The organism is Micromonospora sp. DT178 (assembly GCF_049841695.1).
GTDB lineage: Bacteria > Actinomycetota > Actinomycetes > Mycobacteriales > Micromonosporaceae > Micromonospora.
In genome coordinates, this window is the sequence record NZ_JBNCKV010000009.1 from 298,615 (window position 1) to 321,692 (window position 23,078).

26 protein-coding genes are annotated in these 23,078 nt (G+C 74.4%); 15 read left to right on the forward strand and 11 right to left on the reverse strand.

Going from position 1 to position 23,078, the window contains the following annotated elements; translation table 11 throughout:
- Positions 1 to 46 precede the first annotated feature (46 nt).
- Positions 47 to 325 (reverse strand): hypothetical protein, encoded by a 279-nt coding sequence (locus ACLQ22_RS19290; protein ID WP_425693529.1) that lies wholly within the window; start codon positions 323 to 325, stop codon positions 47 to 49.
- 166 nt (positions 326 to 491) lie between these two features.
- Between ACLQ22_RS19290 and ACLQ22_RS19295 the strand changes: the two genes are divergently transcribed.
- Positions 492 to 1,259 carry a hypothetical protein gene (locus ACLQ22_RS19295; RefSeq protein WP_425693530.1) on the forward strand — a complete coding sequence of 256 codons (768 nt, stop codon included), beginning with the start codon at positions 492 to 494 and terminating at the stop codon, positions 1,257 to 1,259.
- Between the two features lie 54 nt (positions 1,260 to 1,313).
- Here ACLQ22_RS19295 and ACLQ22_RS19300 read toward each other — a convergent pair whose 3' ends face one another.
- A complete protein-coding gene (locus ACLQ22_RS19300; RefSeq protein ID WP_425693531.1) occupies positions 1,314 to 2,264 on the reverse strand; it encodes a TIGR03557 family F420-dependent LLM class oxidoreductase in 951 nt (316 codons plus the stop codon).
- Positions 2,265 to 2,357: 93 nt separating this feature from the next.
- Positions 2,358 to 2,480: a hypothetical protein gene (locus ACLQ22_RS19305; protein ID WP_255421002.1), complete on the reverse strand. Its 123-nt coding sequence runs from the start codon at positions 2,478 to 2,480 to the stop codon at positions 2,358 to 2,360.
- 178 nt (positions 2,481 to 2,658) lie between these two features.
- Between ACLQ22_RS19305 and ACLQ22_RS19310 the strand changes: the two genes are divergently transcribed.
- Entirely contained in the window at positions 2,659 to 4,155 is a 1,497-nt protein-coding gene (locus tag ACLQ22_RS19310; protein ID WP_425693532.1) for a glycoside hydrolase family 3 protein, read from the forward strand.
- Positions 4,156 to 4,159: 4 nt separating this feature from the next.
- Here the strand turns inward: ACLQ22_RS19310 and ACLQ22_RS19315 are convergent, their stop codons facing one another.
- Together ACLQ22_RS19315 and ACLQ22_RS19320 are read right to left on the reverse strand one after the other, a co-directional pair.
- Positions 4,160 to 4,447 (reverse strand): GNAT family N-acetyltransferase, encoded by a 288-nt coding sequence (locus ACLQ22_RS19315; protein WP_425693533.1) that lies wholly within the window; start codon positions 4,445 to 4,447, stop codon positions 4,160 to 4,162.
- Complete coding sequence (locus tag ACLQ22_RS19320; protein ID WP_425693534.1) at positions 4,444 to 5,670, reverse strand: cysteine desulfurase-like protein; 1,227 nt, start codon at positions 5,668 to 5,670, stop codon at positions 4,444 to 4,446. Before ACLQ22_RS19320 ends, ACLQ22_RS19315 begins: the two co-directional genes overlap by 4 nt.
- Before the next feature lie 90 nt (positions 5,671 to 5,760).
- Here ACLQ22_RS19320 and ACLQ22_RS19325 point away from each other — a divergent pair, with 90 nt between their 5' ends.
- The 7 genes from ACLQ22_RS19325 (at position 5,761) to ACLQ22_RS19355 (ending at position 10,317) form a co-directional block, all read left to right on the forward strand.
- The gene (locus ACLQ22_RS19325) at positions 5,761 to 6,126 is read left to right on the forward strand and encodes a hypothetical protein (protein WP_121395429.1); all 366 of its coding nucleotides are present in this window, start codon (positions 5,761 to 5,763) and stop codon (positions 6,124 to 6,126) included.
- Between the two features lie 60 nt (positions 6,127 to 6,186).
- Entirely contained in the window at positions 6,187 to 7,008 is an 822-nt protein-coding gene (locus ACLQ22_RS19330; RefSeq protein ID WP_425693535.1) for a DUF1206 domain-containing protein, read from the forward strand.
- Positions 7,009 to 7,090: 82 nt separating this feature from the next.
- Positions 7,091 to 8,287, forward strand: coding sequence for a mechanosensitive ion channel family protein (locus ACLQ22_RS19335; RefSeq protein ID WP_425693536.1), 1,197 nt, complete (start codon positions 7,091 to 7,093; stop codon positions 8,285 to 8,287).
- A gap of 485 nt (positions 8,288 to 8,772) precedes the next feature.
- Positions 8,773 to 9,207, forward strand: coding sequence for a phage holin family protein (locus tag ACLQ22_RS19340; protein WP_121395423.1), 435 nt, complete (start codon positions 8,773 to 8,775; stop codon positions 9,205 to 9,207).
- Positions 9,204 to 9,554 carry a DUF3618 domain-containing protein gene (locus ACLQ22_RS19345; RefSeq protein ID WP_425693537.1) on the forward strand — a complete coding sequence of 117 codons (351 nt, stop codon included), beginning with the start codon at positions 9,204 to 9,206 and terminating at the stop codon, positions 9,552 to 9,554. Before ACLQ22_RS19340 ends, ACLQ22_RS19345 begins: the two co-directional genes overlap by 4 nt.
- A complete protein-coding gene (locus ACLQ22_RS19350) occupies positions 9,551 to 9,823 on the forward strand; it encodes a DUF4235 domain-containing protein (protein ID WP_425693538.1) in 273 nt (90 codons plus the stop codon). Before ACLQ22_RS19345 ends, ACLQ22_RS19350 begins: the two co-directional genes overlap by 4 nt.
- Before the next feature lie 290 nt (positions 9,824 to 10,113).
- Entirely contained in the window at positions 10,114 to 10,317 is a 204-nt protein-coding gene (locus ACLQ22_RS19355) for a cold-shock protein (RefSeq protein ID WP_007075740.1), read from the forward strand.
- Positions 10,318 to 10,496: 179 nt separating this feature from the next.
- Here the strand turns inward: ACLQ22_RS19355 and ACLQ22_RS19360 are convergent, their stop codons facing one another.
- Together ACLQ22_RS19360 and ACLQ22_RS19365 are read right to left on the reverse strand one after the other, a co-directional pair.
- Positions 10,497 to 10,691 (reverse strand): hypothetical protein, encoded by a 195-nt coding sequence (locus tag ACLQ22_RS19360; protein ID WP_425693539.1) that lies wholly within the window; start codon positions 10,689 to 10,691, stop codon positions 10,497 to 10,499.
- 40 nt (positions 10,692 to 10,731) lie between these two features.
- Positions 10,732 to 11,715, reverse strand: coding sequence for an aldo/keto reductase (locus ACLQ22_RS19365; protein WP_425693540.1), 984 nt, complete (start codon positions 11,713 to 11,715; stop codon positions 10,732 to 10,734).
- Positions 11,716 to 11,800: 85 nt separating this feature from the next.
- On the opposite strand from ACLQ22_RS19365, the gene ACLQ22_RS19370 reads away from it, so the two are divergent.
- A complete protein-coding gene (locus ACLQ22_RS19370; protein WP_425693541.1) occupies positions 11,801 to 12,598 on the forward strand; it encodes a trans-aconitate 2-methyltransferase in 798 nt (265 codons plus the stop codon).
- Positions 12,595 to 13,620, forward strand: a complete 1,026-nt coding sequence (locus ACLQ22_RS19375; RefSeq protein WP_121395411.1) for an adenosine deaminase — start codon at positions 12,595 to 12,597, stop codon at positions 13,618 to 13,620. Before ACLQ22_RS19370 ends, ACLQ22_RS19375 begins: the two co-directional genes overlap by 4 nt.
- 231 nt (positions 13,621 to 13,851) lie before the next feature.
- Here ACLQ22_RS19375 and ACLQ22_RS19380 read toward each other — a convergent pair whose 3' ends face one another.
- Both ACLQ22_RS19380 and ACLQ22_RS19385 read right to left on the reverse strand, forming a co-directional pair.
- Positions 13,852 to 15,240: a HAMP domain-containing sensor histidine kinase gene (locus ACLQ22_RS19380; RefSeq protein WP_425693542.1), complete on the reverse strand. Its 1,389-nt coding sequence runs from the start codon at positions 15,238 to 15,240 to the stop codon at positions 13,852 to 13,854.
- Between the two features lie 29 nt (positions 15,241 to 15,269).
- A complete protein-coding gene (locus tag ACLQ22_RS19385; protein WP_089001050.1) occupies positions 15,270 to 15,959 on the reverse strand; it encodes a response regulator transcription factor in 690 nt (229 codons plus the stop codon).
- 73 nt (positions 15,960 to 16,032) lie between these two features.
- Between ACLQ22_RS19385 and ACLQ22_RS19390 the strand changes: the two genes are divergently transcribed.
- On the forward strand, positions 16,033 to 16,953 hold the full coding sequence (locus ACLQ22_RS19390; protein WP_425693543.1) for an ADP-ribosylglycohydrolase family protein: 921 nt from the start codon (positions 16,033 to 16,035) through the stop codon (positions 16,951 to 16,953).
- Positions 16,954 to 16,969: 16 nt separating this feature from the next.
- Here ACLQ22_RS19390 and ACLQ22_RS19395 read toward each other — a convergent pair whose 3' ends face one another.
- Positions 16,970 to 17,881 (reverse strand): YcnI family protein, encoded by a 912-nt coding sequence (locus tag ACLQ22_RS19395; protein WP_425693544.1) that lies wholly within the window; start codon positions 17,879 to 17,881, stop codon positions 16,970 to 16,972.
- A 319-nt stretch (positions 17,882 to 18,200) separates the two neighbouring features.
- Between ACLQ22_RS19395 and thrS the strand changes: the two genes are divergently transcribed.
- The gene (gene thrS / locus ACLQ22_RS19400; RefSeq protein WP_425693545.1) at positions 18,201 to 20,201 is read left to right on the forward strand and encodes a threonine--tRNA ligase; all 2,001 of its coding nucleotides are present in this window, start codon (positions 18,201 to 18,203) and stop codon (positions 20,199 to 20,201) included.
- Between the two features lie 54 nt (positions 20,202 to 20,255).
- Here thrS and ACLQ22_RS19405 read toward each other — a convergent pair whose 3' ends face one another.
- Entirely contained in the window at positions 20,256 to 20,993 is a 738-nt protein-coding gene (locus tag ACLQ22_RS19405) for a D-Ala-D-Ala carboxypeptidase family metallohydrolase (protein ID WP_425693546.1), read from the reverse strand.
- A 224-nt stretch (positions 20,994 to 21,217) separates the two neighbouring features.
- On the opposite strand from ACLQ22_RS19405, the gene ACLQ22_RS19410 reads away from it, so the two are divergent.
- Positions 21,218 to 21,730, forward strand: coding sequence for an HIT family protein (locus ACLQ22_RS19410; RefSeq protein WP_199729380.1), 513 nt, complete (start codon positions 21,218 to 21,220; stop codon positions 21,728 to 21,730).
- A gap of 261 nt (positions 21,731 to 21,991) precedes the next feature.
- Positions 21,992 to 23,050 carry an aldo/keto reductase gene (locus ACLQ22_RS19415; RefSeq protein ID WP_425693547.1) on the forward strand — a complete coding sequence of 353 codons (1,059 nt, stop codon included), beginning with the start codon at positions 21,992 to 21,994 and terminating at the stop codon, positions 23,048 to 23,050.
- Positions 23,051 to 23,078 lie beyond the last annotated feature (28 nt).

Consider the following 23,078-nt stretch of genomic DNA (forward strand, 5'->3'; position numbering starts at 1 on the left):
ACCCGGCGCGCCTGGTGGCCAGCGGCAGGGTTGCCGCCAGTTGCCGTCACTGCGCCAGGTAGCCGGTGGCGGGGTCGATCCCGGCGAGGAAGCCGCGGATGGCCTCCTCCATCGCGGCCCGGCTCATCGGGGCGCCGGCAGCCCCGGAGAGGCCGAAGCCGTAGTCGTGCGGCCCGCTGAGCCAGTCGAAGTCGTACGTGCCGGGCTCCCCGGTGCGTATCCGGACCCGGAGGTCGTGCCCGTTGACCGTCAACAGGATGGGATCACCGGCATAGCGGGGCGACTGGTCCTCGGGCGCGATGCCCGGCTCCGGCTCACTGGTCACGGCTTCTCCTTCTCGGTCCTCAGGGCGGGGCTGGGCATCATCGTGACCCCTCTGAAAGATCCCGAGGGGCCGTACGTCACAGGGCTGCCGCTTGCCGGCGCGACGGCTACGCTGCCGCACTGTGACAGGGAATGGGCCGACGGGACCTCGACTGCGGAAGGTCGCGATGCTGCTGCTCGGTGCGGTGCTGCTCGGGACGGTCGGCCTGGCCGTCGGCTCCTGGTACGGCGGCCGCGGCACCGTACCGCTCAGCCCCGACCGCGCGCAGGGCGTGGCGACGGAACTGCTCCCGGAGACCGGGCGAACCGGCTCGTCGTTCGTTTCCGGCCGCCGGTACGGCGTCTTCCTCGCCGCTGACGACTTCGGTTCGGCTCATGCGGAGTTCTACTACGGCGACCGCGCCGACTGCGCGCTCTCGGACCAACTCCGGCACAACGCCGCATCGTCGGGGTGGCAGGGCCTGCGTCGCGTGCCGGGCGCCGCGTGCGACGGCTGGCGGGCCGAGAGGGAGGGGCTGACGATCACGCTCAAGCACCAGGCGAACGGGTCCGTACTTAGCGTCGCGCCGGCTGCGCCGGACGGGTTCCTCGCCATCACCCTCGCTGGCATCCTCCTCGGCGCCGCCACCGGTGCGGCGCTGTTCTGGCTGGTGGCGCGCCGACCTGCGCCCGTGCCCCGGCTCATCGGCACGCTGGTGACGGCCGCCCTGCTCCCGGGCGTCGCCCTGACCTGGAGGGACCTGGCCGCGGACATGCTCGCCGAGCCGGTGTGGCCCGTCTGGCGGTCGATCGCCCCCCGCCTGGCGCCACTGTGGCTCGTGCTCCTGGTGGTGGGGCCGATCGTTCTCGCGAGACCACGGACGCTGACCGCTCACGCCAGTGACGCGGGGGCTGCCGCCCTGGAAACCAGCCCGAGTGCCAGCAGGGTCGGCTAGCCCGCGCTGAGCCCGGGCAGCCCCGCCGGCGGGGGTGCCCGGGAGACGTCGCGGTCAGCGTACGCGGGGGAACACCTCGCGCTGGTAGAGGTCGAGCAGGCCCTGCCAGTTCGGGCCGGTGTTGGCCACGTAGACCTCGTCGAAGCCGGCCTTGGCGTACTCCTCGATCTTCGCCAGGTGCCCGTCGACGTCCCGCCCGCAGACGAACGCGTCCTTCATCATCTCCGGGCGGACCAGCTCGGCGGCCTGCTCGAAGTGCCGCGGCGACGGCAGCACCTGGGACAGCTCGCCCGGCACCCCGGCGTTGGGCCAGCGCTCGTACGCGATCCGCATCCCCTCCTCCTCGGTCTGCGCGTACGCCGCCTTGAAGCCGGCCTGGCACGGCTTGTCGCCGCCGCCGCCCTCCCGGAACCGCCGGACCAGCTCCGCGTCGGGCGAGGTGTTGACGAAGCCGTCGCCGATGCGGGCCGCCAGGTCGACCGCCTTGGGGCCGAAGCCCGAGACGTAGACCGGCGGGGGAGTGTCCGGCAGCGTGTAGATCCGGGCGTGCTCGACGGTGTAGTGCTTGCCGTGGTGGTTGACGAAGCCGCCCCGCCACAGCTCGCGCATCACCTCGACGGCCTCCTCCAGCATCTCCAGCCGGACGTCGGTCTGCGGCCAGGCGTCGCCGAGGATGTGCTCGTTGAGCGCCTCGCCGCTGCCCACCCCGAGCACGAACCGACCGGAGTGCATGACCGCGCTGGTGGCTGCCGCCTGCGCCACGACGGCCGGGTGGATGCGCACGGTCGGGCAGGTCACGGCGGTGGTGACCGGGAGCTGGCAGACCTGGCTGAGCGCCCCGATCACCGACCAGACGAAGGGGCTCTGCCCCTGGGCGTCGGTCCACGGGTGGTAGTGGTCGGAGATCCAGAGCGCCTCGAAGCCGGCCCGCTCCGCGCCGCGCGCCTGCTCCAGCAGCTCGGCCGGCGTGTACTCCTCGGTGGACAGAAAGTAGCCGATCCTCATCGTTCCCCCTCGCGGTGTCCTACCGGTCCAACGAGGCAGGCGGTACCCCGGTGGCCGCCGCCGAATCACGGGCGGCGCCGGGGGACGGCGCGCTCAGCGCCGGAACATCGCGCGGATCGCGACGAGCAGCAACAGGCCGCCGACGACCAGGCCGAGCAGGCGTACGCCGGGGATGTCGGCCGGGCTCGTCGCGTCGGCCAGCAGCAGGGGATCCATCCCCGAACTGTCCCCAGCTCCGCGCCCGAGGGCAACTGTAAGGTTTATTGACTATTTCTTCGCACGGTGTGACCATGTCAGCACCGCCGCCGGTGGCGGGCCGCCGGGCGCGGAGAAGACGGGGGTACGACGACCGCATGAGCGAGCGACACATCAGCCACCACGCGGGCGGGCCGGCGTGAGCGCCCCCGCCGGGAGCCTGACGGCCCTGGCCGCCGCCGTCCTGCAACCGGGATTCGTCGGCACCACGCCGCCACCCTGGATCTGCCGCTGGCTCGGCGAGGGCCTCGGCTCCGTGGTGCTCTTCGCCCGCAACGTGGTCCACCCGGAGCAGGTGGCCGCCCTCACCGCCACCCTGCGCGCCGAGCGCCCCGACGTCGTCGTCGCCATCGACGAGGAGGCCGGCGACGTGACCCGCATCGAGTCCGCCCGGGGCAGCTCCCGGCCCGGCAACTTCGCCCTCGGCGCCGTGGACGACCCGGCGCTGACCGAGGAGGTCGCCCGCGACCTGGGCGCCGACCTCGCCGCGCTGGGGATCACCCTCAACTACGCCCCCGACGCCGACGTCAACTCCAACCCGGGCAACCCGGTGATCGGCGTACGCGCCTTCGGCGCCGAGCCGGCGCTGGTCGCCCGGCACACCGCCGCCTGGGTGCGCGGCCTCCAGGCGGGCGGGGTCGCCGCCTGCGCCAAGCACTTCCCCGGGCACGGCGACACCCAGGTCGACTCGCACCACGACCTGCCCCGGATCGCCGCCGACCGTCCCCGCCTCGACGCCGTGGAGCTGGCCCCGTTCCGGGCCGCCGTGGCCGCCGGGGTGCAGGCGGTGATGACCGGCCACCTGCTGGTGCCGGCGCTGGACCCGGAGCTGCCGGCCACCCTCAGCGGCCGGATCCTGGGCGGGCTGCTCCGCGACGAGCTGGGCTTCTCCGGCGTCGTGGTCACCGACGCGGTGGAGATGCGGGCGGTCACCGACCGGTACGGCTTCGCGGGCGCGGCGGTGCGTGCCCTCGCCGCCGGCGCCGACGCGATCTGCGTCGGCGGGGAGCGCGCCGACGAGGGATCGGCCCGGCTGCTGCGCGACGCCATCGTCGCCGCGGTCGTCGCCGGCGACCTGCCCGAGGAACGCCTCGCCGAGGCGGCCAAGCGGGTGGGGCAGCTCGCCGCCTGGACCGTGGCCGCCCGGGCCGACCGGCCGCACCGGCCCCGCCCGACCGCCGCCGGCTCGGCCGTCGGGCTGGCCGCCGCCCGCCGGGCCCTGCGGGTCACCACCGCGCCCGCCGGCGTCGGCGCGCTGCCGCTGGCCGGTCCCGCCCACGTGGTCGAGTTCGAGCCGCCGCGCAACATCGCGATCGGTCCGGAGACCCCGTGGGGGCTCGCCGCCCCCCTGGCCGACCAGCTCGCCGGCACCACCACCGTCCGCTACGCCGAGGCCGACGTGCCCGCCGACCCGACCGCCGGGGCGGCCGGCCGGTGCCTGGTGCTGGTGGTGCGCGACCTGCACCGGCACGACTGGATGCGGGCGTCGGTGAGCCGGGCGCTGGCCGCCCGCCCGGACGCGGTCGTGGTCGAGCTGGGCGTGCCCGAGCTGGTCACCGGCGCGGTCCACGTCGCCACCCACGGCGCCACCCGGGCCGCCGCCCACGCCGCCGTCGGGCTGCTGACGGGCCGCTGACGGGTTACGCCTCGGGGGTGACCAGGTCGGCGTACTCGGGGTGGCGGCGGATGAAGGCCGCCACGAACGGGCAGCGCGGCACCAGCGTCGTGCCGCGCTCGCGGAGCTGGTCGAGGGTGCCCCGGACCAGCGCCGCGCCGACGCCCATGTTCTGGAACCTCGGGTCGACCTCGGTGTGGGTGAAGACCAGCACCTCGCCGCGCGGCAGGTACGCGGTGAACCCGGCCAGCGCGTCGTCGACCAGGATCTCGAACCGGTGCTTGGCGGGATTGTCCTCGACCAGGGTGCTCACCCGGCCATTCTGCCCCCGCGACCGGCCAGCCGGTCCAGTTCGCCGAGCAACCGGTCCACCTCGTCGACGGTGTTGTAGTGGTAGAGGCTGGCGCGCACCGCCCCGCCGCTGTCGCGCAGCCCCATCGCCTGGAAGTACTCGTACGCGTAGTAGTCGCCGGCGGAGAGGCAGAGGCCGGCCGCGCCCAGCTCCTCCTGGGTGCGCTGCGGGGAGAGCCCGTCCAGCCGGAAGGACACCGTCGGGCAGCGCCGGGCGGGGGAGCCGAGCACGGTGACCCCGGGCAGCGCGGCCAGCCCGGCGAGCAGCCGCTGAAGCAGCGACTCCTCGTACGCCCGCGCGGCGCTCAGCCCGGCGAGCAGCCGCTCGCGCCGGCTCCCGGCGGCCGTCGGGTCCAGCCCGGCCAGGTGGTCCACGGCGGCGGCCACGCCGGCCAGCAGGGGGAAGCTCGGGGTGCCGTACTCGAAGCGGTCCGGCACCGCGTCGGAGGACGGCAGCAGCTTCGCCGGGCGCAGCCGCTCCCACGTCGTCGGGGCGGCCACCATCGCGGCCAGGTGCGGCCCCGACCACTTGTAGGCGCTGGTGACCAGGAAGTCGGCGCCCAGCGCGGCGACGTCGGTGGGCCCGTGCGGCACCGAGTGCACCCCGTCGACGCAGACCAGCGCCCCGGCGGCGTGCGCGGTCGCGGCGATCGCCGCCACGTCCGGGACGGTGCCGGTCGCGTTGCTGCCCGCGGTCACCGCGACCAGCCGGGTCCGCTCGCCGACCAGCTCCGCGTAGCGGGCCGCCGGCAGCTCCGCGGTGTCCCGGTCGAACTCGGCCCAGCGCACCGTCGCGCCGACCGCCTCGGCGGCCTGCACCCAGGGGCGCACGTTCGCGTCGTGGTCGAGCCGGGAGACCACGACCTCGTCGCCGGGCCGCCACCGCGCCCCCAGGGTCCGGGCCAGGGTGTACGTCAGCGCGGTGGCGCTCGGCCCCAGCACCACCCCGTCGGGTTCGGCGCCGAGCAGGTCGGCCACGGCCGAGCGGGCGGCGGCCACCATCTCCAGCGAGCGCCGGCCGGGCGCGAAGGCGGCGCTGCGGTTGCCCACCGCCGCGCGCATGGCGGCGGCGACCGCGTCGACGACCGGGCCGGCGGTCTGGGTGCCCCCGGCGCCGTCGAGGTGGACGAAGCCCTCGGCGAGGGCGGGGTAGGCGGCCCGGGTGCGGGCGATGTCGAACGGCATGCCCGGGACCCTAACCCCTGCCGCGGGCGCCCCACCTGGGCGGATGATCACGCGCTGCCGCAGTGGCCGACGTCTCGTACCCTTGGCGGGGTGACGAACCGACGTGTTGACTCCCCGCTGACCCCCACCCGCCGGGCCGCCGGCCTGTTGGCCGGCCTGGCGCTCGGCGTCGCCGTGCTCGCCGGCTGCAGCTCCGAGGGCGCCAGCACCGACTGCGGTCTGGACGCCTGCACCGTCACCTTCGACCGGGGCGTGGACGCCAGCGCCACCATCCTCGGCGTGGAGGCCAAGCTGATCGGCGCGCAGGGCGACCAGGTGACCGTCGAGGTCGCCGGTGAGCAGTTGTCGCTGACGACCGGCCAGCAGGCCACCGAGGTCGGCGGCTTCGCCGTGACGCTGGACAGCGTCACCGACCAGGAGGTCAAGATCCGGGTGTCGAGGAACCCGGGCAACTGACCTGGCCGGGGTGGCGGTGGCCGACGTTTGGAAATCTTCGTATTCGGTGATTGTGGCGCCATGTCACTCACCCGGAACGCCGAAGCCACCGCCTCCCGCACGGCGAACAGCAGGTGGCTCGAACTGTTGGCCAGAGCCGGTTTCATCGGCTATGGCATCGTGCACCTCCTGTTCGCCTGGCTGGCGTTGCAGATCGCGTTCGGCAAGGCCGGCGACGACGGCGACCAGTCCGGCGCGCTGCGCACCATCGCCGCCCAGCCGCTGGGCAAGTTCCTCGTCGTCACCATCGCGGTCGGCCTGCTCGCCATGGCGATCTGGCAGGCGCTGGAGGCGGCCGTCGGGCACCGCGCCGAGCGCGGCAAGGAGCGGGTCTGGGAGCGGCTCGCCTCGGTGGGGCGGACCATCGTCTACCTCTACTTCGCCTGGACGGCCTTCAAGGTCTTCAAGGACGCCGGCTCCAACAGCGCCGACCAGCAGGAGGCGCTGACCGGCAAGGCCATGGAGTCCTCCGGCGGTCGCTGGCTGGTCGGCCTGGCCGGGCTCATCCTCGCCGCGATCGGCGTCGGCCTGGTGATCTACGGCCTGGTCAAGCGCTTCGAGAAGCACCTCAAGACCGGTGAGATGAACGCGAAGACGCGCCAGCTCGCCCGCCGGCTGGGCATGGCCGGCTACATCTCCAAGGGTGTCGCGTACGGCATCTCCGGCCTGCTGATCATCCTGGCCGCCGTCAACTACGACCCGGAGAAGGCCCGCGGTCTGGACGCGGCACTGCGCACGCTGCGCGACCAGGCGTACGGCCAGATCCTGCTCACCCTGGTGGCGCTCGGTATCGCCGCCTTCGGCGTCTTCTGCTTCCTCCAGTCCCGGTATCGGAAGGTCTGAGCCTGGTCGATTCCGGCGTCGCCGGGCATTATTGGGCCTTTGCCCGAAGCACGTGCCCGGCGCAAGGAGGAGGAAAGAACCTGTGCAGAGCTACCTCGGGACGATCGTCGCCGCGCTCGCCGCGGCGGCGATCGCCCTGTTCGCGGTCGAGGTCGCGCACCGCGTGATCCGGCGGGTCGGCCGGCGCTCGCTGCTGCTGACCGAGCTCACCGACCACGCGCACCGGTCGATCCAGGTCGCCGCCACCGTCGTCGCCGTCCAGTTCGCCGTGCGGTTCAGCACCGGCTACGCGGTCGGCGACCAGTGGCGGCAGGTGCTGCTGCACCTGCTGGTGCTGGGCGTGATCGCCAGCGTCGCCTGGCTCGTCGCCTCGCTGCTCGTCGTCGCCGAGGACACCGCGCTGGCCCGGTTCCGGGTGGACGTGCCGGACAACCGGCACGCGCGGCGGGTGCGGACCCAGGTGGTCATGCTGCGCCGGCTGACGATCGCGGTGATCGTCGTGCTGGCGGTCGGCGTGATGCTGATGACCTTCCCGGCCGTACGCGGCATCGGCGCCGGCGTGCTGACCAGTGCCGGTGTGGTCGGTGTGGTCGCCGCGCTGGCCGCGCAGAGCCTGCTGGGCAACGTCTTCGCCGGCCTCCAGCTCGCGTTCAGCGACGCGGTCCGGCTCGACGACGTCGTGGTGGTCGAGGGGGAGTGGGGCCGCATCGAGGAATTGACGCTCAGCTACGTGGTCGTGCAGATCTGGGACGACCGGCGGCTGATCCTGCCGACCTCGTACTTCACCAGCAAGCCGTTCCAGAACTGGACCCGGACCGAGGCGGCGGTGCTGGGCACCGCCGAGTTCGACGTCGACTGGGCGATCCCGGTACAGGCCATGCGGGAGGAGCTGCGCCGCCTTGTCGAGGGCACCGACCTGTGGGACGGCCGGGTCTGCGTGCTCCAGGTGACCGACGCGACCGGCGGGACGGTGAAGGTGCGCGCCCTGGTGAGCGCCGCCGACGCCGGCAGCCTGTGGGACCTGCGCTGCCTGGTGCGCGAGCACCTGGTCGCCTGGATCCGCGACCACCGGCCGACCGCCATGCCCCGGATGCGCACCGAGATCGGGGACGCGGAGAGCAACCTGGCGTGGCAGTGGGTACGACCCCGCCAGCCCGTGCGTCGCCGCACCGACGCCGAGTTGCCCGACGACGCCCGGGTCTTCGGCGGCAGCGACGACGGCGACGCCCGCAGCGAGGCCTTCATCGGCCCCGACGAGCCCGCCGAAGCCCGCCGCTGACCCAACCGCCCCGACCCCGCCGCCCCACCGCGCCCACCCACCCGCGCCCCTGGAAGCCCCCCGGCCGTCCGCCCGCCGGGGGGCTTCCCCGTCCCCGTCCACCCCCGCTCGGCCGATCATGCAGTTGTGGTGGGCAGTACGCCGACGCGACCGGGTCGGCGCGACCGGGTCGGCGCGACCGGGGCGGCGCGACCGGGGCGGCGCGGCGCGGTCAGGGCCTTCCGGGGGTGGGTCGTGACCTGTGGGGGCCGGGGGCGTTGGAGGTGTGGGCGGGGTTGTGCCTCGTGGGGTGGTCGGGCGAAGTGCGCTGGCTCGGGAAGTTTGACCGGGCGTGTGGCGGGAACCGCTGCGCGACGCTTCTGCATCTTCTTCCGCGCCGTGCGGCGGCTCGGGACGCGGCGGTCCGGGCTCACCGACCGCCGGACGAAGGATTGGCGGGCGGCGACTCCGGGCATACAGCGCGGTGATGATGAAAGGAGGACAGCATGGCTGACGTGGCGAACGCCCGCACATCCCGTACCGGGAGCGAGCCGTCCACCGCCGAGCTGGTGCAGCGGGCCACGGAGCAGGTCTCCCGCCTGGTCCGGGACGAACTGGCCCTGGCCCGGGCGGAGCTGACCCAGAAGGGCAAGCACGCCGGTATCGGCATCGGTCTCTTCGGCGGTGGCGGGGCGCTGGCGCTCTACGGCCTCGGTGCCCTGGTCGCCACCGCGATCCTGCTGCTCGACCTGGTGCTTCCGGCCTGGGCGGCGGCCCTGATCGTCGCGGTGGTGCTCTTCGCGATGGCCGGCGTCCTGGCCCTGGTGGGCAAGAAGCAGGTCAGCCAGGCGGTCCCGCCGGTGCCGGAGGCCGCGGTCCGTAGCGTCCGGGCGGACGTGGACACGGTCGCCGCCGCCGTGAAGGACAGGGGACGGGCATGACGACGGGCAACGGCCGGGGCAGCGGCGACACCGAGGCGCTGCGGGAGGAGATCCGGCGGACCCGGGTCGAGCTGGGCGAGACGATGGAGGCGTTGGCGGCCAAGGCCGACGTCAAGGCGCGGCTGAGGTCCTCCGCCGACCAGGCGAAGGAGCGGGTGCGGGACCAGGCGGCGCAGACCGTGGCCCGGGTGCGCGGGCAGGCGGCGCAGAAGGCGCAGCTCGCGCGGGGGCAGGCGCAGGAGAAGGGCGCCGTCGTTCGGCGTAACCCGACGCCGTTCGTCGCCCTCGCGGCCGGCGCGGTGGCGGCCGTGATCGTGTTGGTGATCGTTCGGGGGAGGCAGCGGTGAGCAGGGGTATCGGAAAGGCCGCGTACAAGCCGGTCGGCGTGCTGATGGGCATCGCCGCCGGTGCGGTCGCGGGCGTGATCTTCCGGCAGGTGTGGAAGATGACGGCGGGCGACGGCGAGGCGCCCAGCGCCACCGACGAGGATCGCGGCTGGGGCGAGGTCCTGGCGGCGGCGGCGTTGCAGGGCGCGATCTTCTCGGTCGTCCGGGCCGCCGTCGACCGGGGTGGCGCGGTGGGCGTACGCCGGTTCACCGGAAGCTGGCCGGACTGACCGGACAACGTCGAAAGGCCCCCGCATCGTCACGACGGCGCGGGGGCCTTTTCGCGCGCGTGCAAGGGCCCACCCAGCGGATCTTCGGCATCCGTCAGGTCACATGTCGAAGAATTTCGTCCGGTAGTCTGTGCAGAGTTTTCGCTACGTGGTTTGCTGTTCCACGCTGTTGAGAGATGGCGTGGGTTGAGCGAAGTCTCCTTCGTGGGGGCCGCCTCAGGCACCGCTGCTCGAAAACGGCCAATCGGCCGCACGGCGTGCTCGGCCGCCAGTTTTAGAAGGAGATACACATGGCGCAGGGAACCGTGAAGTGGTTCAACGCAGACAAGGGCTTCGGCTTCATCACCGTCGACGGCGGGGGTGCTGACGTGTTCGTCCACTTCTCGGCCATCCAGACCAGCGGCTACCGCACGCTGGAGGAGAACCAGCGGGTGGAGTTCGAGATCGCCCAGGGTCAGAAGGGTCCGCAGGCCGAGCAGGTCCGCCCCATCTGAGCAGTGCCGGTCGGCAGCCGCCGGCCAGTGGGTGATCCGGCGCCCGGATCACAGCGAAGCCCCGTATCCCGCCCGGGATGCGGGGCTTTCCGCGTTACGACGCCGGCCGCCGTGGCCGGACGTGAAACCGGGGTGCGGGCTGCCGGGGGCGGCGAGAGGCAGGGGCCCGCCGACGGCGCTCAGCGGCGCTTGCGGACGCGCAGCCCGAACCAGAGCGCGACCAGCCCGGCGAGGACGACGAGGGGCCCCAGCACGGCCCAGATCCGTCGGTCGGTCATCACGCTGCCCTCGACGTAGCCGAGGCCCTGCACCGTCCACACCGCACCGCCGACCACGGCGAGCAGGCCGAGGGTGAGCGGCAGCCAGCCCTTCATCGCGTCTTCCCTCCGTCGATCCCCGTCCCGGCCACCCGACCTACCACCGGTCGTGCACCCGCGGCCGGACCAGCTCCTCGTAGACCTCCGCCACCGCCGCCAGCTCCCGTCCGGAGAGCGGCGCCTGGTCGGCCACGGCGGCGTTGCCCCGGGCCTGGGCGGCGTCGCGCGCGCCCGGGATGACCACGGTGACGCCGGGCTGGTCGACGACCCAGCGCAGCGCGAACTGGGCCATCGTGCGCCCGTCGCCGACCAGCGGCGCCAACCGGCGTACGGCGGCCAGGCCCAGCGCGAAGTCGACACCGGAGAAGGTCTCGCCGACGTCGAACACCTCGCCGTGCCGGTTGTAGCTGCGGTGGTCGTCGGCCGCGAAGGTGGTGTGCTCGTCGTAGCGGCCGGAGAGCAACCCGCTGGCCAGCGGGACGCGGGCGATGATGCCGACCCCGGCGGCGGCAGCGGCCGGGAGCACCCGGTCGAGGGGCTTGTGCCGCAGCGCGTTGAGGATGATCTGGACGCTGGCCACCCCCGGCCGGGCGATGGCGGTGAGCGCCTGGTCGCAGGTCTCCACGCTCACCCCGTAGCCGGCGACGCGTCCCTCGGCGACCAGGGTGTCCAGCGCGTCGAAGACGGCGTCGTCGGCGAAGACGGCGGTGGGCGGGCAGTGCAGCTGCACCAGGTCGAGCGTGTCCGCGCCGAGGTTGCGCCGGGACCGGTCGGTCCACTCGCGGAAGTGCGCCAGGGTGTACGCCTCGGGCGTCTGCGCGACGCGGCGGCCCATCTTGGTGGCGACCGTCAGCGTGGCGTCGGGCCGGCTGCGCAGGAACCGCCCGATGAGCTGCTCGCTGCGCCCGTCGCCGTAGACGTCCGCCGTGTCGAGGAAGGTGACCCCCGACTCGACGGCGGCGGTCAGTACGGCGGTGGCGTCGGCCTCGCTGACCGTGCCCCAGTCCGCGCCGAGCTGCCAGGCGCCCAGCCCGATCACCCCGGCGCGCCGCCCCAGCCGGGGGAAGGTGCGCTGCTGCATGGGACTGAGCCTAGTGATCGGCTTGTCCGGTCGCGCGACGGGCCGTACGGTGAAACAAGACGGACGTACGGTTTGGGAGGCAGCGATGTGGGATCCGACGACGTACCTGCGCTACGGCGACGAGCGCTCCCGGCCCTTCCACGACCTGCTCGCCCGGGTCCCCGCCGCGCGCCCGCGCGCGGTGGTCGACCTCGGCTGCGGCCCGGGCAACCTGACCGCCACCCTCGCCGCGCGGTGGCCGGACAGCCGGGTCGCCGGCCTCGACTCCTCGCCGGAGATGATCGCGCAGGCCACCGCCGTCGCCCCCGGGGTCTCCTTCGCCGTCGGCGACGTCCGGCACTGGCACCCGGAACCCGACGTGGACGTCGTGGTCAGCAACGCCGTGCTCCAGTGGGTGCCCGGCCACCGGGAGCTGCTCACCCGCTGGGCCCGGGAACTGCCCGCCGGGGCCTGGCTGGCCGTGCAGGTGCCGGGCAACTTCGACGCCCCCTCGCACCGGGCGCTGCGCGAGGTCGCCGACCGGCCGGCGTGGCGTGCCGACGTCGCCGGACTGCTGCGCCGCCCCCCGGCCGACGACACCGCCGTCGGCTACGCCGACCTGTTGACCGGTGCCGGCTGCGCGGTCGACGCCTGGGAGACTACCTACGTGCACCTGCTGCCGGCCCGCGCCGACGCCGACCACCCCGTGCTGAGCTGGCTGGAGGGGACGGCGCTCCGGCCGGTCCGTGCGGCCCTGGACGCCGCCGGCTGGTCCGACTTCCGGGCCGAGCTTGGCGTATGCCTCGGCGAGGCGTACCCGGTGCGGCACGGCCAGGTGCACTTCCCGTTCCGCCGCGTCTTCTTCGTCGCCCGCACCGGCGCCCGCGCAGAGGAGAACCAGTGACCGACCTGCAAACCTTCATTGCCGGACTGCCCAAGGTGGAGCTGCACGTGCACCACGTCGGCTCCGCCTCGCCCCGGATCGTCGCCGAGCTGGCCGCCCGCCACGAGGGCCGCAGCCCCGTGCCCGCCGACCCGGCCGCGCTCGCCGACTACTTCGCCTTCCGCGACTTCGCGCACTTCATCGAGGTCTACCTGAGCGTCGTGGACCTGATCCGCGACCCCGACGACGTCTGGCTGCTCACCCACGAGGTCGCCCGCGAGCTGGCCCGCCAGCAGGTCCGCTACGCCGAGCTGACCGTCACGCCCTACTCGCACGTGCACCGGGGGATCCCCGCGCCCGCGTTCTGCGAGGCGATCGAGGACGCCCGCAAGCGGGCCGAGGCGGACTTCGGCATCGAGCTGCGCTGGTGCTTCGACATCCCCGGCGAGGCCGGCCTGGCGGCGGCCGAGGAGACGCTGCGCATCTCGCTGGAGGAGCGCCCGGACGGGCTGATCAGCTTCGGCCTCGGCGGCCCCGAGATCGGGGTGCCACGGCCGCAGTTCAAGCCGTACTTCGACCGGGCCCGGGCGGCCGGGCTGCGTTCGGTGCCGCACGCCGGCGAGACCACCGGCCCCGAGACCGTCTGGGACGCGCTGCGCGACCTCGGCGCGGAGCGGATCGGGCACGGCATCTCCGCCGCACGGGACCCGGAGCTGCTGGCGTATCTCGCCGAGCACCGGATCGGCATGGAGGTCTGCCCGACCTCCAACGTGCGTACCCGCGCGGTCGCCAGCATCGAGGAGCACCCGCTGCGGCAGTTGGTCGACGCCGGCCTGCTGGTCACCATCAACTCCGACGACCCGCCGATGTTCGGCACCACCCTCGACGACGAGTACGCCGTCGCGGCCCGGCTGCTCGACGTGGGCCCGGAGGGGCTGGCCGCGCTGGCCCGCGACGCGGTGACCGCCTCGTTCCTGGACCCGGCCGGCAAGCGGCGGATCACCGCCGAGATCGACGCCCACCTGGCCGCCGCCACCGGCTGAGCGGAGGGGACGGCGCGCGGCGGGAGGAGGTGTGGGGGGACCGAGTCTCCCGCCGCGCGCCCGGTTCCACCGGCCGGTGGGGTGCCCCGAGGCACTGACCGGTGGAACTGATGGGTTCGGATTCGATCCTGTCAGCGCCGACCCGCTCCGGCACCGTGGTTAACCCCGATCTAAGGAAGACTTGCGCTGCCCCACAACCGCCCGCCGCTCCGGGGCCTGAGCCCGGGCCGCTCAGTCGTCGGTGGGCCGCTGGCGGGGCCAGCGACGGCTGCCGGTCTTCTGCTCCCGCGCCATCCGGCCGACCAGGCCGAACCGGCTGACCTGCCGGGGCGTCGCCTCCGGGTCGGCGAGCAGCATCACCACGCTCGCCCCGCCCAGCCGGGCCCGGTCGATGCTGACCGAGCCGTTCGCCTGCAACGCCACCCGCTTGGCGATGTCCAGCCCCAGCCCGGTCGAGCCCTGGTCGCTGGCGCCCCGGCGCAGCGCCCGGTCCGGATTGGCGATCCCCGGGCCGGCGTCGTCGATCCGGATGGCCACGTATCCGTCGCGGCGGGAGACCGCCACCTCGAATGCGGTGCCCTGAGGGGTGTAGCGGAAGACGTTGCCGATCACCGCGTCCAGCGCGGCGGCCAGCTCGGCCCGGGGAACCGGCGCCGGGATGCGCAGCTGGGCGCCGCTGACCCGGTGCGGCCGGTTCTGGTCGCCGGCCAGGGCGGCCCAGAACACCATCCGGTCCCGCACCACCTCGCTGACGTCGCACTCCGCCGGCCCGGCCTCGTGCGCGACCGCCTTGCGGGTGGTCTTGATCAGCACGTCGATCTCGCCCTCGAGGGTGACGATCGCCTGCCGGATCCGGCGGATGCCCCGCCGCCGGTCCAGCTCCGCCTCGCTGAACGAGCCCACGCTGGTGTCGTCGGACTCCAGCGCCTCCGCGTCCAGCCGCAGCACCGTCAGCGGGGTACGCAGCCGGTGCGACAGGTCGGCGACCAACTCCCGCTCGTCGGTGCGGGCCGCGTCCAGCCGGTCGGCCATCCGGTTGAAGGCGTGCCCGGCCTCGGCCAGTTCCCGAGGGCCGCTCGGGTCGACGCGTACGCCCTGGTCGCCGTCGCCGATCGCGAGCGCCGCCCGGACCAGGCCCCGGGCCGAGTCGACCGCGCGGGCGGCGACCCGGTCCACCACCAGCACCGCCGCGGCCACCAGTGCGGCGGCCACCCCGAGCAGCAGCAGCCACCGGCTGTTGCCGCCTAGCGCCGACTCGGGCACGAACACCTCGACCACGGCCGTGGTGTCGCCGAGCACCACCGGGTCCAGCCGGAGCACGCCGCCCTCGACGTCGACGACCACGGAGCGCCGCTCGGCCCGCGCGCGTTCCAGGCTCCCGGCGTCGGCGCGGGCCGACGACTCGTCCATCCCGAGCCCGCGCACGACCGGCCGGGTGGCCGGGTCGTCGCCGCTGGCCGCCACGACCCGCTGCACCACGGCGGGGTCGGTGCTGACGGTGAGGGCGCCGGTCACCAGCGCGCTGCGCCGGGCGGCGTCGGCGATGGCCTCCTCGCGCGCCCGGTCCCCGAGACCGAGGGCGAGCGGGACGAGGAACGCCAGCGCCACCAGGGCGCACATGCCGGCCGTGAGCAGGGCCAGCGACGGCCTCAGTCCGGCGCCACCAGCCGGAAGCCGACCCCCCGCACGGTGCGCAGGTAGCGCGGCTTCGCCGCGGACTCGCCCATTTTGCGGCGCAGCCAGTACAGGTGAACGTCGATGGTCTGGTCCTCGCCGACCGATGGCTGCCGCCATACCTCCTCCAGAAGTTCCCGGCGGGACACTACCCGGCCCGGTCGTGCGGCGAGATAGGCCAGCAGGTCGAATTCCTTGCGGGTCAGCGCCAGCGGCTCGCCGTCGAGGTGGGCGCTGCGCTCGCCGACGTCCACCCGCAGCCCGCCGACGCTGTGCACGGCCGGCTGCACCGTCCGGCTGGCCCGCCCGGCCCGGCGCAGCACGGTGGTGATCCGCGCGTCGAGGTGCGCGCCGGTGAACGGCTTGACCATGTAGTCGTCGGCCCCGGCGCGCAGCAGCCGGACCACGGACTGCTCGTCGTCGCGGGCGGTGGCGATGATGATCGGCACGTCGGTGATGCCGCGCAGCATCCGCAGCGCGTCCGAGCCGTCGAGGTCGGGCAGCCCGAGGTCGAGCACCACGAGGTCGGGGGTCTCGGCCGCCACCCGGCGCAGCGCGTCCAGCGCCGTGCCGACGGCGTGCACGGCGTGCCCCCGGTCGGCGAGGGATCGCAGCATCGCGCCGCGTACGACGTGATCGTCTTCGACCAGGAGCACGGTGGCCACAGCAAGACCGTACTCGCGGTGGCAAGTCGAGCGCGTTGCGGCGCACGCGGCAACGGGGCAAGCTGGTACAACGATGTCCTTCACGCTCTTTCCCGACACCCGCCTCGCGCTGGCCCGGGACTCCCTCGCCGGCCTGTCGGTCGGCGACGCGCTCGGCTCACAGTTCTTCGTCCCCGGCCGGCACCCGGGCGACCTGGCCACCGGGAAGCTGCCCCCACCGCCGTGGCAGTGGACCGACGACACCGAGATGGCCTGCTCGGTGGTCGCCGCCCTCGCCGAGACCGGCCGGATCGACCGGGACGCGCTCGCCGCGGCCTTCGCCGAGCGCTGCGAGCCCTACCGGGGGTACGGGCCGGGCGCGGTGACCATCCTGCGGCTGATCCGCACCGGCACGCCGTGGCCGGTCGCGGCCGCCTCGGCCTTCGACGGCCAGGGCTCCTGCGGCAACGGCGCGGCGATGCGGGTCGGCCCGCTGGGCGCGTGGTACGCCGACTCCACCGCGCGGGCGGCGACGCAGGCCCGGGCGTCGGCCGAGGTGACCCACGCGCACCCGGAGGGCGTCGCCGGCGCGGTGGCGGTGGCGGTGGCGGCGTCGCTGGCCGCCCGCGCCCGCCTCGACGGCCACCGGCCCGCCCCGGACCGGCTGCTGGCCGGCGTCACCGCCGCGCTGGACCCGGCCACCGAGGTGCACCGGGGCGTGCGCCGGGCCGCCGGCCTGCTCGACCGGTCGGTCGCCGAGGCCGCCGACGTGCTCGGCAACGGCTCCCGGGTCACCGCCCAGGACACCGTCGCCTTCACCTGCTGGGTGGCCGCCGTGCACCTGGACGACTACCCGGCGGCGGTGCGCGCCTGCGTCGAGGCCGGCGGGGACGTCGACACCACCGCCGCGATCGTCGGGGCGGTGGTGGCCGCGCACACCGGCGTCGGGACCCCGGGCGGGGTGCCGGCCGGGTGGCTGGCTGCCCGGGAGCCCCTGCCGGACTGGGCCGGCTGACCTGCGCGCGCCGCGCTCAGCGGGCGGCGACCGGCCCGCCCGGCGACCCCGCCCCGGCGTCGGTCGGGGACGTCGGGTCCTCCCGCAGCACCGACAGGTCGACCGGCTCGGCCGGCTCGCGGCGGCGCCATCGGCTGACCAGCCAGCCGATCGCCGCGCCCCCGCCGAGGCCGGCGAGCAGCCCGGCGGCCAGCATCCCGTCCGCGTTCCCGCCGGCCGGGGCGTCGCCGCCCGCCGGCACACCGGCCGCCCGGGCCCCCGCGGCCGGTACGTCGCCGACCCCGCCGGGCGGCGCCCCGGCGGCCCCGGCTGCCGGGCCGGCGCCGTGCCCACCGTGCCCGGCCGCCGCGCCACCGGGGGCCGGAGGCAGCAGGGTGAGCGCCGGCGCCCGGCGGGCCCCGGTCGGCCCGGCCCAGCGCACCACCGTCCCGTCGGCGTACGTGCGCACCACCTCGAAGGTGAGCCGGTCGGCCTGCGGCAGCGGCCCCATGGACAGGGTGAGCCGGGCCGGGCCGGGGGCCGTGCCGGGCATCCGGATCCAGGTCACCGCGCTGACGACCTCGTCGACCCGGGACGAGTGGATGCCGGCGACCGGCTGGTCGAGCCGGCGGGAGGTGATCCGGGGCGCCCAGCCGGGCACCGACATCGGATAGACCTCGGCGATCGGGGCGTCGGCCGGCAGCCGGACCTCGATCCGGTCGGCGCGGGCGCCCGGCAGCTCGTCGGGCACCACGAACTCCAGCTTCACGGAACCGCCCTGCCGCGCCTGCGTCGGGCTGGTCGTCACGTCGGTCGCGTACGCCGGGGCGGGCCAGGTCAGCACCCCGGCCGCCACCAGGACGGCCATCGTCGCGGCCCGGCGCCGGGGCCGCGCACCGCGCATCGTCGCCATCGTCGCGGCCCGGCGCCGGGGGTGCGCACCGCGCATCGTCGCCATCGTCGCGGCCCGGCGCCCGGGGCGCGCACCGTGCATCGTCGCCATCGTCGGTCCCATCCGTCTCCACGGGGCCGGCACCGGTTCCGGCCACACCGAACAGTTCGGATGCGGGGACGGAAAGGTTCAACGCGAGGCTCACGACGCCGGCCGGACCCGACGCGGTCGGCCACGCCCGGGGTGTCGGCGGGGCGGCGCCCGTCCCACGGACCCGGGGGCGGTGGCGTCGGCGACCGTGCCGGCGGGGGCGACCGATAGCATCGCAGGAGCCGAACGTTCGGCGTCATCCGTGCCGTCTGCTGGAGGAGTCACCGTGTCCGCACCCCGTACCCCCGCCGTGGCCGACCCCGTCGTCGTCGCCGCCGGGACCACGGCGGCCGACGCGGTGGCCGCGGCCGGTCTGCCCGCGTCCGGCCCGAAGGCGATCGTGGTGGTCCGCGACCCGCAGGGCCAGCTGCGCGACCTGGACTGGGCCCCGCAGGCCGACACCGAGGTCGAGCCGGTCAGCCTCGACTCGCCGGACGGGCTCAACGTGCTGCGGCACTCCTGCGCGCACGTGCTCGCCCAGGCCGTGCAGGACGTCTTCCCGGAGGCCAAGCTCGGCATCGGCCCGCCCATCGAGAACGGCTTCTACTACGACTTCGCCGTCGAAAAGCCGTTCCAGCCGGACGACCTCGGCAAGCTCGAGAAGCGGATGCAGGAGATCGTCAAGTCCGGCCAGCGGTTCCGCCGCCGGCGCTTCGGCAGCCTCGACGAGGCGAAGGCCGAGCTGGCCGCCGAGCCGTTCAAGCTGGAGCTCATCGACGTCAAGGGCGAGGGGCTGGACACCTCCGAGGTGATGGAGGTGGGCGGCGGCGAGCTGACCATCTACGACAACCTCGCCGCCACCGAGGACAAGGTCTGCTGGTCGGACCTGTGCCGGGGCCCGCACCTGCCGAACACCCGGCTGATCGGCGCGTTCAAGCTGATGCGCTCGGCCGCCGCGTACTGGCGGGGGTCGGAGAAGAACCCGCAGCTCCAGCGGGTCTACGGCACCGCCTGGCCGACCCGGGACGAGCTGAAGGCGTACCTGAAGCTGCTGGAGGAGGCCGCGCGGCGCGACCACCGCAAGCTCGGCGCGGACCTGGACCTGTTCAGCTTCCCCGACGAGCTGGGTTCGGGCCTGGCGGTCTTCCACCCCAAGGGCGGCATCATCCGCCGGGAGATGGAGAACTACTCGCGCATCAAGCACGAGCAGGCCGGCTACGCCTTCGTCAACACCCCGCACATCACCAAGGGCCACCTGTACGAGGTCTCCGGGCACCTGGACTGGTATGCCGACGGCATGTTCCCGCCCATGGAGGTCGAGGGCGCGAGCTACTACCTCAAGCCGATGAACTGCCCGATGCACGACCTGATCTTCCGGTCCCGGGGGCGGTCCTACCGCGAGCTGCCGCTGCGGATGTTCGAGTTCGGCACTGTCTACCGCTACGAGAAGTCCGGCGTGGTGCACGGCCTGACCCGGGTACGCGGCATGACCCAGGACGATGCGCACATCTTCTGCACCGAGGAGCAGATGGCGGGCGAGCTGAAGTCGCTGCTCGTCTTCGTGCTCGAACTGCTGCGTGACTACGGCCTGGACGACTTCTACCTGGAGTTGTCCACCCGCAACCCGGAGAAGTCGGTCGGCACCGACGAGAACTGGGAGCGGGCCACCGAGGCCCTGCGCTCCGCCGCCGAGGAGTCCGGGCTGGACCTGGTGCCCGACCCGGGTGGCGCGGCCTTCTACGGCCCGAAGATCTCGGTGCAGGCCAAGGACGCCATCGGCCGGACCTGGCAGATGTCCACCATCCAGGTCGACTTCAACCTGCCGGAGCGCTTCGGGCTGGAGTTCCAGGCCGCCGACGGCACCCGGCAGCGGCCGGTGATGATCCACCGGGCGCTCTTCGGCTCGATCGAGCGCTTCTTCGGGGTGCTCACCGAGCACTACGCGGGCGCGTTCCCGGCGTGGCTGGCGCCGGTGCAGGTGGTCGGCATCCCGATCCGCGAGGACCACACCGACTACCTGCACGGCTTCGTCGCCGCGCTGCGCGCCGAGGGCGTCCGCGCCCAGGTCGACGCGGGCGACGACCGGATGCAGAAGAAGATCCGCACCGCCCAGCAGCAGAAGATCCCGTTCATGGTGATCGCCGGCGACGACGACGTGGCCGCCGGCACCGTCTCGTTCCGCTACCGGGACGGCTCGCAGCGCAACGGCGTGCCGGTCGCCGACGCCGTGGCCCACGTGCTCGACGTGGTCGGCTCCCGGACCAACGTCGGCCCGTCCGCCGCCTGACCCGCCACGCACCGAAGGCCCCCCGCACCGCGGGGGGCCTTCGTCGTCAGGTCGTCAGATCCCGCAGCTCGGCGCGGACCAGCCACCGACCGCACCGACGTGGGTGTGGTCGTTGTGACCCGGGTAGCCGGGGCCGAGGATGTTGCCGAAGCCGTGGTAGCGGGCCTGCTGGGCGAGCCGGCAGAACGAGGGCGACCCGACCAGGTCGACGCCGTCGCCGTAGAGGTGCCGGCTGTTGGAGGCGCCGCCGACCGCGCTGTTGCACGAGTAGCTGCGGAAGCCGCTGCTGATGTAGATCGACACGCTGCCGAGGGCCTTCCGCATGGCCTGGAGCTTCCACATCGACACCAGCGCGTTGAACCGGGCGGTGCTCGCGGAGACGGCACCACCGGACCAGGTGCTGTTGCAGTTGTTCAGCTCGGCGTAGGTGAAGTTGACCGGGGTGCAGTCGTCGTCCTGCAGCGCGTAGAGCGTGTTGAAGGTCTGCGGGCCGGCGACGCCGTCGGCGCTCAGGCCGTACGCCTGCTGGAAGCGGATCACGGCGGACCGGGTGGCCGGGCCGAACGCCCCGTCGAGGCCGAGCACCGCGTTGTAGCCGGGGTAGCCGGCGAGCCGGATCTGCAGCTGCCGGACGTCCTCGCCGGACGCCCCCTGCGCCAGGGTGCGTCCCCAGGTGTAGCAGCCGTCGGCCTGGGCCGCGCTGCTCGTCGCCACCACCCCGACGAGGGTGGTGACCGCAGCGAGGGTGCAGGCGGCGAAGGCCCGGCCGATCCGGCGGAATGCGGTTCTCACGATGGGCTCCCATCGACAGGGGGTGATGTATGTGGATGGGATTCTTCATTCATGTTCATCAGTTCGTCAAGAACCTTCACCCCCTATCCGTCCCCCTGAACGCGACCCGGGCCCCAGAGGGCGTCGGGGTCGGGCGCGGACCGGCGTACGGCGTCCGGGGCGCCCGCCGCCGGGAACGTAGGATCGGTGGCGTGACTGGGGTGGAACGGCACATGGACAGCGGCATGGCCGACGGCCTGGAGCGGCTCTGGACTCCGCACCGGATGACCTACATCTCCGGGGAGGACCGGCCCGAGGGCGGCTACGAGCGGCCCGCCGGCTGCCCGTTCTGCCGGGCCCCGGGGCTGGCGCCGGAGGAGAGCCTGGTGGTGGCCCGGGGCGAGCACGTGTTCGCGGTGCTCAACCTCTATCCCTACAACCCCGGGCACCTGCTGGTCTGCCCCTATCGGCACGTGGCCGACTACACCGAGCTGGACCTGGCCGAGACCACCGAGCTGGCGGCGTTCACCCAGACCGCCATGCGGGTCGTACGCAAGGTGAGCAACGCGCACGGGTTCAACCTGGGCATGAACCAGGGCGGCGTGGCCGGCGCGGGGATCGCCGCGCACCTGCACCAGCACGTGGTGCCCCGCTGGGGCGGGGACGCCAACTTCATGCCCGTGATCGGGCAGACGAAGGTCCTGCCGCAACTGCTCACCGACACCCGCGACCTGTTCACCCGGGCCTGGCCGACCTGACCGACCCGCCCGTCCTTCCCGGCGATCGTCCGGCTCGTCCGCCCGTCCTTCCCGGCGGTCGTCCGGTTCGTCCGCGCGGGGTCCCTCCCTGGTGCCCCTGACGGTGGGCGGCTGCGCCTGCCGGGCCCTTCCCCGCGTCCGGGGCGACCGGCGGTCGCGCGTGGTCGTGTCCTTCTCCGCGTCCGGGGCGGGCGGCCGCGCGTGGTCGTGTCGTCGTGAACTTTCTGCTCCGGGTCGGGCGCGAGGTGGCACGATCTGGCGATGGCAGTGACGACGCGGACGTTGGGTCGCAGCGGCATCGAGGTCAGCGCCCTCGGCATGGGGTGCTGGGCGATCGGCGGCCCCTGGGCCGAGGGCAGCCAACCGCTGGGCTGGGGCGCCGTCGACGACGACGAGTCGGTCCGCGCGATCCGGCACGCGCTCGACCTCGGGGTGACGCTCTTCGACACCGCCGACACCTACGGGGCCGGGCACGGGGAGCGGGTGCTCGGCCGGGCGCTCGCCGGCCGGCGCGACGAGGCCGTGATCGCCACCAAGTGGGGCTACACCTTCGACGAGGCCACCCGCCAGGCCACCGGCGAGGACCCCTCCCCGGCGTACCTGCGGCAGGCCGTCGCACACTCGCTGCGCCGGCTGGGCACCGACCGGATCGACCTCTACCAGCTGCACCTGGCGGACCTGCCGGTGCCGCGCGCCGAGGCGCTCGTGGGCACCCTGGAGGACTTGGTCGCCGAGGGGCTGATCCGGGCGTACGGCTGGAGCACCGACCGCCCCGACCGGGCCGCCGCGTTCGGGCGGGACGCCCGGCACGCCACCGCCGTGCAGCACACGCTGTCGGTGCTCCGGGACGCCCCCGAGCTGCTCGCCGTCTGCGACAAGCACGACCTGGCCAGCGTCAACCGGGGACCGCTGGGGATGGGGCTGCTCTCCGGCAAGTACACGGCCGGCTCCACGCTGCCGCGCGACGACGTACGCGGGGTCGCCCCCGGTTGGCTGGAGTGGTTCCGGGGCGGCCGGCCGGCGCCGGAGTGGCTGCGCCGCGTCACCGCCGTACGGGCGGCGTTGACCGCCGACGGGCGTACCCTCGCCCAGGGCGCGCTCGGGTGGCTCTGGGCGCGCAGCGACCGTACGGTCCCGATTCCCGGCTGCCGCACCGTGGCGCAGGTGGAGGAGAACGCCGGCGCCCTGCGCCGGGGCCCGCTGCCCGCCGACCAGTTCGCCGAGGTGGAGCGCCAGCTGGCCGCGCTGCGGTCGGCCGCCCTGCGCGACGCCGACCGCCCCTACTGGCCGAGCCCGATGCTCCCCACCGCCCGCCCCTGACCCGGCCCCGCGACCTCGCGACACGGCC